Origin of the sequence: Paenibacillus chondroitinus NBRC 15376 (genome assembly GCF_004000765.1) — a bacterium.
In the GTDB taxonomy this organism is placed as follows: domain Bacteria; phylum Bacillota; class Bacilli; order Paenibacillales; family NBRC-103111; genus Paenibacillus_E; species Paenibacillus_E chondroitinus.
This window is the reverse complement of the sequence record NZ_BILW01000012.1, coordinates 110,750-122,945: the sequence shown is the minus strand read 5'-3', so window position 1 is coordinate 122,945 and position 12,196 is coordinate 110,750. Positions and strand designations below refer to the sequence as shown.

Below are 12,196 nucleotides of genomic sequence, written 5' to 3'. Positions count from 1 at the left end.
TCCGCAAGGTCCACTACGCTTAATGCTCAGGGTATATCGGTACATTTTACCGGATGTAGGCGAACAGCTTTCCATTTGGAAAACAAAAGCGGAGAACATTCCAGATACTGAACTGCGTACGCAAGCTTTAGCCAGCATAGCAACGAAGAAGTTTCATTGTCAGGGCGGCGCCGTCTATGCGGCTGCCAATTTGTCGATGCGTCATGTACTAATACCGCTTATCGTTGCTTTTCAGACGATCAGTGATTATCTAGATAATTTATGCGATCGCAGCACTTCCTTAGATCCTCAAGATTTCCGACAATTGCATCAATCGATGCTTGATGCCGTAGATCCTTCCAAACCTCTGCATGATTATTACGCGTACAGACAGGAGAAAGAGGACGGCAACTATTTGAGGGATCTTGTTGTGAAGTGCCAATCCTGTATCGATTTGCTGCCGTCTTATGGACAAGTCGCGGATCAGGTACGGGATTTCGTTGGTTTATACTGCGATTTGCAAGTGTACAAGCATATCCGCAAAGATATGCGAGAACCCGAGCTTCAACAGTGGTGGAAACTTCACCATCATCGTTATCGCCAGATTGATTGGAATGAATTTGCGGCAGCTACGGGGTCGACTTTAGGGATGTTTATGCTGTTCTTGGCGGCATGCGATACGCAGTTGAATGACAAGCAGGTGGAGGCGATTCGCGAGGCGTATTTTCCTTACGTTTGCGGGCTGCATATCTTGCTTGATTATTTAATTGATCAGGAAGAAGATGTTCTTGGTGGAGACCTGAACTTCTGCAGCTATTATAGCTCTATGGAGGACACGGTTGAGAGGATTGCATTTATCGTGCAGGAAGCGCGCAGCAAAATTTTGTTCTTGGAACATCCGCGATTTCATCGTATGATAATCGAAGGTTTGCTCGCGCTCTACTTGTCAGACCCTAAAGTGAATGGACAACAGCAAGTAAAAAACATATCCAAGCGTCTTATGAAAAATAGTCCGTTAACCCGGTTGTTTTTCTGGCTAAATAGCATGTATATCCGTACGACATCATGAATGTCATTCACAAGAATTTGAAGGAGGAAATTGAAATGTCAGCAGTAAAATCAATTGCAGTTTTAACAAGCGGTGGAGACTCCCAGGGAATGAATGCAGCGGTTCGTGCGGTTGTCAGAAGCGCATTGTTCCATGGACTTGAAGTTTATGCCGTGCAACGTGGCTATCATGGCTTAATCAACGATGATATTCGCAAAATGGATCTTAGAAGCGTTGGAGATATCATTCAACGTGGCGGAACGATCCTGCAGACAGCACGTTGCAAAGAATTTTTGACTCCGGAAGGCCAACAAATCGGGGCGGATAACCTGCGTAAACGCGGGATTGACGGCTTGGTTGTTATCGGTGGGGACGGGTCCTACCAAGGAGCCAACAAACTAAGTAAACTGGGTATCAAAACGATGGGGCTGCCAGGGACAATCGATAATGACATTCCGTTTACAGACTTCACGATCGGTTTCGATACAGCGGTAAGTATCGTCGTGGATGCGATTAATAAGCTTCGCGACACCATGACCTCCCACGAGCGTTCATCCGTTGTAGAAGTTATGGGCCGCCACTGCGGAGAAATTGCGCTTTATGCGGGATTAGCCAGCGGTGCGGAAACCATCATCGTTCCAGAGGTTGAAGTTGACATCTGCGAAGTGGCTAACCGTATGAAAGACAACTTCTCTCATGGCAAACGTCACAGTATTATCCTGATCGCTGAAGGAGCAGGTACTGGCGAAGGAGTTGCGAAGCAAATCAATGAGGTAGTCGGAATTGAGCCGCGTGTTACCGTTCTGGGTCACATCCAACGTGGTGGAACACCAACGCATAACGACCGTATCTTGGCAAGCCGTCTTGGTGATTTTGCCGTTCGCAGACTGATGGAAGGCGATTCTTCCAAAGCTTGCGGTGTCATCAAAGGCGAATTAGTTGCTACGGATATCGACTTGGTTGTTAATACGAAGCGTGAATTCAACACAGAGCTGTATGAATTGGCAAGTCGTTTATCCCAATAAGCTCAGTAAGCAGAGAGCCTATTGACCTGAGGGTTGACTTCGTCTATAATAGCGAACAACGTACAAAGCGACATTATGTCTATGAAGAGCATCCAACTCGGAGACGTTTATGATCGGATCGGCTGATGACTGAATAAGCATCGACTCTCTCTAAGTAAACCGGCACCGCCCGTTATCGCGGAACCAAGCGGATGATGGCAAGATATTGCCGTCATCAAGTTGGGTGGCACCGCGAGCAGAACGCTCCTCGTCCCAATTCGGACAGGGGCGTTTTTGTCTTTTTCTCATAATCGAAAAGGAAGCGGTGACGGAAAATGTTGGATATCAAATGGATTCGCAACAATCAAGATCAGGTGAAAGAAGCTGCCAAGCGAAAGGGAATGACATGTCCCTTGGAAGAGCTTCTCGAAGTAGAAGAGAAAAAGAGGCAGATGCAGCATCGTGTTGATTTGCTTCGAGCAGAGCGTAATCGAGCTACTGCACAAATTGCAACATTAATGGCTGAGAAGAACCGAGCGGAGGCCGATAAGCTGAAGGATCAGGTTCGAAGCTGGAATGTAAGCCTGGCAGCGGACGAAGAGGAGCTTGCGCATTATGAGGAAAGGTTCAAAGTGCTCATGCTGGCAGTGCCGAATCTTGCTTCGCCTGACACACCTGAAGGCGCTACGGATCAAGACAATGTCGTCGTGAAAATCGTAAGAGAGCCAACATCATTTTTTTTCGAGCCTCGCGATCATCTGCAAATCGGGGAAGATCTAGACATTCTAGATATATCAAGAGGTGTAAAAGTAGCGGGAACCCGCAATTATTACCTCAAAGGTATGGGATTGTATTTACACCGGGCGGTTCAACAGCTGGCCATTGATTTGTTAACGGATCGTGGTTTTACGGTCATGGATGTACCGTTGATGGTTCGTGAAGAAACACTGGTGAACGCAGCGTTCTTTCCGGCAGGCAAGGATCAGACCTATGAGCTGCAGGATGAGAACAAATGGTTAGCAGGTACTTCGGAAGGCCCGCTTGTTTCGTACTATGCGAATGAAATCGTAGATCTCTCGGAAGGCGCTGTTCAGCTGGCAGCCGTATCGAATTGCTTTCGTAAGGAGGCTGGTTCGGCGGGTAGGGATGTGCGTGGATTGTATCGCGTTCATCAATTTGCGAAGGTTGAGCAGGTCATTATTTGCCGAAATGATCCGGAGACGGCGAATCTCATGTTGGAGCAGATCACGCGAAATGCGGAAGATATTCTGGATCTATTGGAGCTGCCCTATCGAATTGTTGCCGTGTGTGCGGGTGATATGGGAGCCAAAAACTATAAGCAGTACGATATCGAAACATGGATGCCAAGCCGTAATGCTTATGGCGAGACGCATTCGTCGTCAAGCCTGCTTGATTTTCAAGCACGCCGAAGCGGACTGCGTTACCGGGATCAGAATGGCGAACTGCACTACTGTTACACACTGAACAATACAGCTGTAGCCACACCGCGTATTCTGATTCCCCTACTTGAAAACCATCAACAAGCGGATGGCTCGATCTATCTTCCTGCGGCTCTTCGTCCCTATATGAGGGGATTACAAGCGATAACTGCCAAATAACGATAAAACGCACCTTATCTTTCGGAAGCAATTCCGTTAGATGAAGGTGCGTTTATGGTTTAATAGCCTTCGTGAACGTTCACCAAGTTCATCATTTCTCCACCGTCCAAGAGCGCCCGCAAATTATGATAAAAGATCGCAGATACACGCTCTGTATAATGCGAGGATGAACCTGCAATATGCGGAGTGACGATTACGTTCGCCATACTCCAGAGGGGAGAAGTCGCTGGCAAAGGCTCTTGCTCGAAAACATCGAGCGCTGCTCCGGCGAGCTTGCCTTCCTGCAGCATAAGCGTCAATGCGCCTTCATCAATTACGTCGCCTCGAGCCAGATTGATCAGAAAGGCGCTCTCCTTCATTAGGCTTAGATGTTCTTTCGTAATTAAACCGCGTGTTTTCGGAGTGCTAGGAAGAAGCAGAACAACGAAATCGCTCTGGGCAAGCAGACTGCGAAGCCCCTCATCGCCGCTGAGCGTTTGATCATAGCCGGGTTGTGGCGTACCTGAGCGATTCAGACCGATGACCGACATATCAAAAGCTTTCGCTTTGCGGGCGACGGCTTCACCAATGGCGCCGGCTCCAACAATGCCTAGCGTTTTACCGGCAAGCTCGCCGACGGAGATGCGTTGATACCATTCTTTCTGAAGCTGGCATTCATACAGCTTGTTGGATTTACGCACCCACTGAAGCATAAGACTGAGCGTGAACTCACTCATTTGAATCGTATGTACTCCGCGTGCGTTAGTTAGCGGGATTTGGCGATCTGCCAACTCCTGTAACGGCAGCTTGTCCACCCCGGCGGATAAGGTTTGCATCCATTTGAGTTTAGGGGCTTTTTCTCTTGTAGCGTATTCCGGATTAATCCGGCCGGCTGTAATGATGACTTCAGCATCAGCAATATGTTCTTGAGCATCTTTTGAAGATCTAAACCATTGAAACTGGGTGCGGTCCTTTAGATCTTGTGGCATCTGCTCCTGCATCAAGGACAGATCCATATCCGTAATGGCGACAATTTTCATTACTTCAACTCCTTCAGAGTATCTCATGTTATTGCTGTTCGCTTTTGTATAACTTTTTGTGTACAGCTTGGCATCAAATCTGGTAACATATTCTTGATTATACGATAAAACACCCTGAGGTACATAGCCTCAGGGTGTTTCCTTGATTAATAACTAACATTAGGTGTGTAGTTGTTATTAGCGTTCCAAAGCAAGAATTCGTCTACGCCATTATCTTTCAGTGCGCGAATTTGTTCTTGTACCTCATGTGGGCCGTATTTAATGTAACCCTGTACCCATGAGGCGGTGAAATCTTGAATCCACGGGCGAACGACGGGTTTCCAACCTTTTTTGTCAATGGCTTCTAATTTCTTCGTTGTATCCTTCGATGCACCGTTAATTGTCACATATGGAGCGGCATCTGGTACTTTAGCGCCAAACCAGCCCGTACTATAATGACTCGGATAAATCATCGGGGAAATGACATCGACATTTTGAGAAATTTTCTCGAAATCTTGTCCAATCCCTTCAGCTGCCGGTACCGATGCGGCATATCCGAAAATATCAACGGAAACACGTACACCAAGCGGCTGCAATTGTTCTTTGGCATATTTGACGAAAGAAGCGACAGCATCGATGCGAGGACGATCATCTTTGGTGTATTTGAGTGTGTCTGCCCTTTTCTCGAAGCCTTCCGGAAAGCGGACGTAGTCGAACTGAATTTCTTTGAAACCGGCTTTGACGGCTTCTTTGGCGACAGCAATATTGTAATCCCATACTTCTTTGTTATATGGATTTACGAAGCTGTCCGGCGGATTTTTGCCATTGCCCCAAACCGTGCCGTCAGGGTTAACGAAAGAGAGTTCCGGTTTCTTTTTGGCAAGAACGGTGTCCTTGAAAACTACGATGCGTGCAATGGGATAAATGTTATGTTCATTAAGCGTAGTCATGAGACCGGGCATATTGCCAATGATTTTCTGGGTGGTACCCATTGCGTCCAGCTCTGGATTGCCTGTTTCCCACGTGATGTAACCCCAATCGTCTTTGACGTCGATAACCATGGCGTTCAGTTCCGTGTCGTCCATTAATTTCACAAGCGTATTGAGACGGGAACCTCCTGCGCTATGCGCAGTCGCATAGATACCTTTAACCTTGGGTGCGTCTTTTTGCGGATCTAGTTTGTTTACTGGGGCGAGAGGATCAGTTGGATCGTTTGCAGGGGCTGGTTGAACGATTGCTACGGCATTTTTAGCGTCCAAAGATGCTTGTACGAGCTGCTCGAAGCTTGCGTCAGGGTTAGCGGCAGTAACATTGCCCCAAATCAGGGCAAGTGAAGCAAGTAAAATTTCCATGATGTATAAGTCCTCTCCAATCTTGTTCTCTGCTTTATTATAAAGCAAGCAGCAAGCTCCGCACAGAGGAAATTTGTTGAGAGTTGTAGAAAGAAGGTAGTCGTTGTTGAAACTTGATAAGCAAATTGTATCTTTGTCGGGAGTTAACTTTTTTTACTATGCTTCAAGTGCAATCTTAATGCCCTATTTACCCTTATATTTGCAAACGAAAGGCTACACAGCAGCAGAAATTGGACTGTTAATGATGATTGGCCCCTTTATCTCGATATTCGCTCAACCCTTTTGGGGCTATGTAAGCGATAGATTCAATTCCGTGAAAAATATTGTATTTCTGTTGTGGGTGCTATCTTTATTGGGCAGCATCGGTCTTTTTTTAACGAGTGGATTCGGACTTACATTAGGCTTCATCCTTCTGCTGTATTTCTTTTTGCTGCCATCGATCCCACTCATTGATAATTTGGTCGTGAAATCAACGGCTGTTCGTGGAATGTCTTATGGCTCAGTTCGGGTGTGGGGCTCCATCGGTTTCTCGGGGGTTGCACTAATTTCGGGGCTGCTGCTGGATCAATTAGGCGGGGTAGCCAAAATGCCTTATTTTTATTGGGTATTGTGGATTTTTCCATTTCTGCTTCTAGCCTTTATTAAGGATGAGAAGAGCAGCGGGCAACGTATTACCCTAAGTGCTATTAGCATTATTTTTAAAAGTAAAAGCTTCCTGTGGTTTATGTTAATGATCTTGATTATTTCGATCCCGCATCGTATGAATGATGCACTACTGGGCTTATATCTCAATAAATTGGGTGCCACGGATTCGATGGTAAGCTGGGCATGGGCGATTGCGGCCTGCAGCGAAATTCCTGTATTTGCCTTAATTAATCGCTACATCCACCGCTATCATGAGCTGACCATTCTTGGAATTGTTGCGATTATTTATACAATCCGTTGGATTCTTTATTCGGTGATTACCGACCCTTGGGTGTTAATCGGCCTGCAAGTGACACAAATGCTCACCTTCGCCGTGTTATGGATTGTCGCCGTACAATATGTCGTTCGATTGCTGCCGGAGCAGTTCGGATCAACGGGACAATCCATACTTGCCATGGTGTTCATGGGGCTAGCAGGAATCATCGGAGGTTCCATAGGGGGCTGGTTAAGTGAACAGTGGGGAGGCGCCAGCATGTACGTGTTCGCGACCGTCATGTCGGCTATCGCCGCGGTGATGTTCCTAGGTACACAGACCGTTATACGCAGCAGAAATTAAAAAAATAAAAGCACCCTGTAGAAAAATATTACCGGGTGCTTTTTATTATTTGTTTATCTGACCTGTCTCTGCATTCTTGACTTCAGCAGGATTGATCTCTTTACGAACCGGTACAGGCTGATCATCAGATGTATTGTTACCGCCGTTCCCACTCGTTGCATCTTTGAATTCACGAAACATTTTGCCAAAACCTCTGCCAAGTTCAGGCAGTTTATTAGGCCCGAACAAGAGAAGGGCAACAATTGCGATTAAGATGATGTGCCAAGGAGATAATGCTCCCATGCTAGACACCTCCAATAATTTATCTTTATGCACTATTATATCATGTTATTATAATAACCTATATAGCCTAATTATTACAAACTGAATAACAATGTTGTAAAAAAATGTGCATTCGCAGAAAAAGACGCCCCTTAATGATAAAGGGCGTCTTTATGATGTTCCGAAATGCTGAATTGAATAATCTCCATGACATCTTCCGCCTCGAGCGCCTCGATACCAAACCGAAGGACGATCTCAGAGTCCAGCTCACAGCTGGTTAAGAAGGGGTACAACTCGGGTGTTAATTTCATTACAATCCTGGATAATTTGACTGTTTCCACAAGCATCACCCTTCCAATCATAAGATTAGAATAAGAACTACGCCTGAACCACTCACGATGAAACCAGAACTATATGAAATTACAATCATTATAACACAATTTAATCTGGATGAAAGAGGCTGGTTACACGATTTACGACTTCAGCTTGCGGAATTCGCCAACGACACCAACGGTTTCAACGATATTTACGAACGCTTTTGGATCTATTTTCTTAATAATTCGTTTTAGCTCAGCGAGCTCATAGCGAGTTGTGACGGTCATGAGCATATCATGTTGTTGTTTCGTATAAGCGCCTTCTGTTTTTACTAGTGTGACGCCTCTGGGAAGCTGCAGCAGCTCATGAGTCAACTCATCCTTCTGTTTCGTAACGATGAACGCCGTCACCTTAACATGGCGAATATGTACCGTATCGACGACTTTCCCACAGATATAGATGGCTAACATGGAGAAGAGGGCGAGGTCCCAATTATTTTTAAAATAACCGAGAGCGACAATAACGATACCGTTCATACCGGAGATAATCGTACCCAGTGGAAAATCAAATTTGCGGGTTAAAATCAAGCCTACAATATCAAAGCCGCCGGTGGAACCGCCAATCCTTAAGGTGATACCGCTTCCGATCCCGATTAATACACCGCCGAACACTGCGCCAAGAATAGGTTCCTGCGCCACATAACTCGTAGGCAGGATCTGCATCAGCCATGAGGTTAAAATGACAGATGCGACGCTGATCATAATGAATCTGCGGCCGATCACAATCATTCCCCATATCATGAGGGGCAGGTTAAAAATTAAATATAATAAGCCGATGTTCCAGTTCGTAAAATACCCGATAATCATGGCGAATCCCGACACCCCGCCGCTAAGCAGCTGGTGAGGGATGAGAAACATGTTGAAGCCAACCGCGACAAGCAGAGCGCCAACTAAAATGATGATGGCATCCAGCGCTTTTTTCAAAAAAAATCACCTCTAAAATAGTATGCAGCATAATGCAAGTATAATTCATTCTTTCAAAACTTCAATCTTTATTTAACCAATGTTTAATTAAAATAAACAGAAATAAAAAAGCTGTGTCCATTTCGTGGACAACAGCTTTTCCCAAGTGACTAGCGCCTTTTGAAGGAGCCTGTTTTCTTTGATGTGCGTGGCTTACTGGTTGAAGGCTTCGTTACTTTACTAGGCGTTGAGCCGTCGTTTTTGCGAGACGTAGAGGAGCTGCCTGAGCTGGGATTTGCCGTCCCGCTTTTGAAAGTTCCCGTCCGATCCGACGTAGTCGGTTTCTTATCCTTGGAGGTATCGGTAGTCGGCGTAGTAGCCTTGCCAGAACCTGCATTATAGGTCGGCGTCTTCGTATAGCCTCGATAATCGTAAGACCCTTTATTATTGAACCAGCTTCCTCCGAAGAGGTTCTGCAATAAGGCCGCTGTCAAAAAACCTTGTAAGAAGGAAGAATCATAATGCGTTTTTGCATATTCAATACTATCTACCTGAACCAGGGTGTTCTTGCTTTCATTCGGATCTTTCTGAATGTTAATGACTTTATCGCTATAAACAAGGAACATTTGATCTTCCGATTCCTTGCTCTTTTCTTTCGGTGACTCTTTCGCGGCTAGTTCAGTTGCAACAGCAGGGACATTTTTCCCTTCAACCAAATATACTTTAGAAAGGTTAGTTCCTTTACCTTCTACACTGACAAGCGGGTACTCATCTTTGATATATCTTACGGCATCAGCGCCACACCCGGTCAGAAGGGCGATGATCAATAAGAAGGAAAGCCATGAGGTCCATCTTTTCACTTTACAGTAAACCCTCCTTTTGGGGTATGACTAAATGATATCACAGGTGGATTAATGCGTCGATTTCAAAAATTTAATCTGATTCCCCGGTGTCCGCTCTCCTTCGGCAGCGATAAACTTGCCATCTTGCCATTGAAGGAAGAAGAACCTGCGATCAGGGCCGAAGTAGCGCCAGAAGATGACGTCATCACCACTTCGGAAATCGGTATTTCCTTCCGTCCGCGTAACATCATTACGATGAAACTCCAAGTCGAACGTCAAATCGTCATCTAATTCAAGCCGTGTAGGGACATCATTGGGATCATCAAGTGCTCCTTCAACAAAGCTGCATAGGAAGCAATCATAGGTTCGTCCTTTTTCCACAATCAGACACTGAATATTTCTGCCGCTTTGCAAATAATAGGCGTAGCGATGCGGAGCAAAACCGCGGTCAAAATAAACGACTTTACCGGATATGACGTATTCCTCTAAGTCTACATTTACAATATCCCCAACTTTGGCGTCTTCAAGCGGGTTGCCGGCAGGGGGTGTTTCCGGTATTTGTTTCTGGCTTCGCAAAATATTGCTTACACGTTTAAATATGGACATTAAAAACGCTCCTCTGTTCCGAATGTTGTTCTTACCTGTAATACGTTTAGCTTATGCTTAAGGTTTCGTTCTCATCATTCGATGTGTTCATGAAAGCAGCCTCTGGCATTGTGCATATAACTTGTGCTATAATACTTTAGATGTTCTTAAGGGCGGCCCATTGGATCATGGAAGATGATGAATCGAAATGTTATCCACCAAGAAACTATAGACACGGATAGGAAGTCGTACTTAAGGGTAAAAAAGATACAAGGCATTAGCCTGCCCTGTACAAAAGGAGATTGAATTTATTTGAAAACATTTCAGGAGTTTGGTTTAGAGCCGGCGATTCTACGTGCGGTAACGGAGATGGGGTTTGAAGAATCCACACCGATTCAAGAAAAAACGATTCCGTTAGCCATGGAAGGCCGAGATTTGATCGGTCAAGCACAAACCGGTACTGGTAAAACAGCAGCTTTCGGTATCCCGCTAATCCACAAAATTAATATGAAAGAAGAGCGTATTTCCGCTCTTATTATGTGTCCAACACGGGAACTTGCCATCCAGGTTGCGGAAGAGATTGAGAAACTCGGCCGTTTCAAAGGCATTCGTTCCTTACCTATTTACGGTGGACAGGATATTGTAAAACAAATTCGTGCACTTAAAAAGAAACCTCAAATCATTATCGGTACGCCTGGTCGTTTACTTGACCATATTAATCGCAAAACGATTAAGCTTGATGATGTTCAAACGGTTATCTTGGATGAAGCAGATGAAATGCTAGACATGGGCTTCATGGATGATATTCAATCCATCTTGAAGCTTGTTCCGGAAGAGCGCCACACGATGCTGTTCTCAGCAACGATGCCAACGAACATCCAGAGATTGGCGCAGCAGTTCCTGCGTAATCCTGAGCATGTATCGGTGATCCCGAAACAAGTCAGCGCACCGCTGATTGATCAAGCGTATATCGAATTGCACGAAAAACAAAAATTCGAAGCGTTAAGCCGCTTGCTTGATATGGAAGCTCCGGAACTGGCCATCATCTTCGGACGTACGAAACGCCGCGTTGATGAATTAGCGGAAGCTCTACAAAAAAGAGGTTATGCTGCAGAGGGTTTACACGGTGATTTGTCCCAAAATCAACGTGATAATGTGATGAGAAAATTCCGTGACGGAAGCATCGACGTGCTCGTTGCTACGGATGTAGCGGCTCGTGGACTTGACGTGTCCGGCGTAACGCATGTTATCAACTTTGACCTTCCGCAAGATCCGGAAAGCTACGTTCACCGTATCGGTCGTACAGGACGTGCTGGTAAAGAAGGTACAGCTTGGACGTTCGTAACACCAAGAGAAATCGATCACTTGCACTTCATCGAGAAAGTTACTCGTCATAAAATTAGCAAAAAGCCATTGCCTAGCTTGGCAGAAGCGATCGAAGGCAAGCAAAAAATGACAGCTGAGCGTATTCTTGATGTGCTTCAAAATGATGCACAATTCGAATTCAAAGGTTTGGCTATCCAAATGCTTGAGCAATATGATTCTGTTAACTTGCTTGCGGCAGCTATGAAGCTTTTGACAGGCGACAAAAAAGAACTGAATATTGAGTTGACTCCGGAAGATCCAATCCGTGCTAGAAAGAAAAAATTCGACGTGCGCAGCTCAGGCCGACGCGTTGGTGGCGGATATGGTTCCGGTTCAGGAGATCGTCGCCAAGGTGGCGGATACGGCTCCGGTTCCGGCAGCTCCAACTCCCGTTACCCGCGAAAAGATGGCGGTAGAGATTACGGTTCAAACAGAGAAGGCGGAGAAGGACGCAGCTCTTCTTCCAGAAACCGTGAATACGGAAGCAACAATCCGGGCAACCGCGATCGTTCCAGAGCTCCTCGTAAAAGCGAAGACACTTTGGTAAATAAATAAGGGGTTACACCCACAAAATAATGGCGGAGATCCTTGAAGGATCTTCGCCT

Annotated in this window: 12 protein-coding genes; 5 read left to right on the top strand and 7 right to left on the bottom strand. The window is 45.6% G+C overall.

Translation table 11 applies throughout. The annotated features are described in order from the left end of the window. Positions 1 to 22: 22 nt before the first annotated feature. The 3 genes from PCH02S_RS15755 to serS all read left to right on the top strand — a co-directional run bounded on the left by PCH02S_RS15755 (position 23) and on the right by serS (position 3,650). Complete coding sequence (locus PCH02S_RS15755) at positions 23 to 1,048, top strand: tetraprenyl-beta-curcumene synthase family protein (protein WP_127454721.1); 1,026 nt, start codon at positions 23 to 25, stop codon at positions 1,046 to 1,048. A gap of 35 nt (positions 1,049 to 1,083) precedes the next feature. Beyond that, a complete protein-coding gene (gene pfkA, locus PCH02S_RS15750) occupies positions 1,084 to 2,052 on the top strand; it encodes a 6-phosphofructokinase (RefSeq protein ID WP_127454602.1) in 969 nt (322 codons plus the stop codon). A 314-nt stretch (positions 2,053 to 2,366) separates the two neighbouring features. Next, positions 2,367 to 3,650, top strand: coding sequence for a serine--tRNA ligase (gene serS / locus PCH02S_RS15745; protein WP_127454600.1), 1,284 nt, complete (start codon positions 2,367 to 2,369; stop codon positions 3,648 to 3,650). A gap of 59 nt (positions 3,651 to 3,709) precedes the next feature. Here the strand turns inward: serS and PCH02S_RS15740 are convergent, their stop codons facing one another. Both PCH02S_RS15740 and PCH02S_RS15735 read right to left on the bottom strand, forming a co-directional pair. After that, a complete protein-coding gene (locus PCH02S_RS15740; RefSeq protein ID WP_164819582.1) occupies positions 3,710 to 4,669 on the bottom strand; it encodes a D-2-hydroxyacid dehydrogenase in 960 nt (319 codons plus the stop codon). Positions 4,670 to 4,815: 146 nt separating this feature from the next. Continuing rightward, complete coding sequence (locus tag PCH02S_RS15735) at positions 4,816 to 6,000, bottom strand: putative glycoside hydrolase (RefSeq protein ID WP_127454596.1); 1,185 nt, start codon at positions 5,998 to 6,000, stop codon at positions 4,816 to 4,818. A gap of 103 nt (positions 6,001 to 6,103) precedes the next feature. Here PCH02S_RS15735 and PCH02S_RS15730 point away from each other — a divergent pair, with 103 nt between their 5' ends. After that, complete coding sequence (locus PCH02S_RS15730; RefSeq protein WP_246069101.1) at positions 6,104 to 7,261, top strand: MFS transporter; 1,158 nt, start codon at positions 6,104 to 6,106, stop codon at positions 7,259 to 7,261. A 45-nt stretch (positions 7,262 to 7,306) separates the two neighbouring features. On the opposite strand, the gene PCH02S_RS15725 is transcribed toward PCH02S_RS15730, so the two are convergent. The 5 genes from PCH02S_RS15725 to PCH02S_RS15705 all read right to left on the bottom strand — a co-directional run bounded on the left by PCH02S_RS15725 (position 7,307) and on the right by PCH02S_RS15705 (position 10,247). After that, positions 7,307 to 7,543, bottom strand: coding sequence for a Sec-independent protein translocase subunit TatA/TatB (locus PCH02S_RS15725; protein WP_127454594.1), 237 nt, complete (start codon positions 7,541 to 7,543; stop codon positions 7,307 to 7,309). A 131-nt stretch (positions 7,544 to 7,674) separates the two neighbouring features. Then, positions 7,675 to 7,869, bottom strand: a complete 195-nt coding sequence (locus PCH02S_RS15720; RefSeq protein ID WP_079413795.1) for a hypothetical protein — start codon at positions 7,867 to 7,869, stop codon at positions 7,675 to 7,677. A 126-nt stretch (positions 7,870 to 7,995) separates the two neighbouring features. Next, the gene (locus PCH02S_RS15715) at positions 7,996 to 8,820 is read right to left on the bottom strand and encodes a YitT family protein (protein WP_127454592.1); all 825 of its coding nucleotides are present in this window, start codon (positions 8,818 to 8,820) and stop codon (positions 7,996 to 7,998) included. Between the two features lie 149 nt (positions 8,821 to 8,969). Beyond that, on the bottom strand, positions 8,970 to 9,659 hold the full coding sequence (locus tag PCH02S_RS15710) for a DUF4247 domain-containing protein (protein WP_127454590.1): 690 nt from the start codon (positions 9,657 to 9,659) through the stop codon (positions 8,970 to 8,972). Positions 9,660 to 9,710: 51 nt separating this feature from the next. Then, entirely contained in the window at positions 9,711 to 10,247 is a 537-nt protein-coding gene (locus tag PCH02S_RS15705; RefSeq protein WP_127454588.1) for a DUF4178 domain-containing protein, read from the bottom strand. 291 nt (positions 10,248 to 10,538) lie between these two features. Between PCH02S_RS15705 and PCH02S_RS15700 the strand changes: the two genes are divergently transcribed. Continuing rightward, on the top strand, positions 10,539 to 12,146 hold the full coding sequence (locus tag PCH02S_RS15700) for a DEAD/DEAH box helicase (protein WP_127454586.1): 1,608 nt from the start codon (positions 10,539 to 10,541) through the stop codon (positions 12,144 to 12,146). Positions 12,147 to 12,196 lie beyond the last annotated feature (50 nt).

Excerpts from the sequence above, each read along its gene's own strand:
- PCH02S_RS15755 (WP_127454721.1), top strand. The coding sequence starts at position 23 with ATGCTCAGGGTATATCGGTACATTTTACCGGATGTAGGCGAACAGCTT.
- pfkA (WP_127454602.1), top strand. The coding sequence starts at position 1,084 with ATGTCAGCAGTAAAATCAATTGCAGTTTTAACAAGCGGTGGAGACTCC.
- serS (WP_127454600.1), top strand. The coding sequence starts at position 2,367 with ATGTTGGATATCAAATGGATTCGCAACAATCAAGATCAGGTGAAAGAA.
- PCH02S_RS15740 (WP_164819582.1), bottom strand. The coding sequence starts at position 4,669 with ATGAAAATTGTCGCCATTACGGATATGGATCTGTCCTTGATGCAGGAG.
- PCH02S_RS15735 (WP_127454596.1), bottom strand. The coding sequence starts at position 6,000 with ATGGAAATTTTACTTGCTTCACTTGCCCTGATTTGGGGCAATGTTACT.
- PCH02S_RS15725 (WP_127454594.1), bottom strand. The coding sequence starts at position 7,543 with ATGGGAGCATTATCTCCTTGGCACATCATCTTAATCGCAATTGTTGCC.
- PCH02S_RS15720 (WP_079413795.1), bottom strand. The coding sequence starts at position 7,869 with ATGCTTGTGGAAACAGTCAAATTATCCAGGATTGTAATGAAATTAACA.
- PCH02S_RS15705 (WP_127454588.1), bottom strand. The coding sequence starts at position 10,247 with ATGTCCATATTTAAACGTGTAAGCAATATTTTGCGAAGCCAGAAACAA.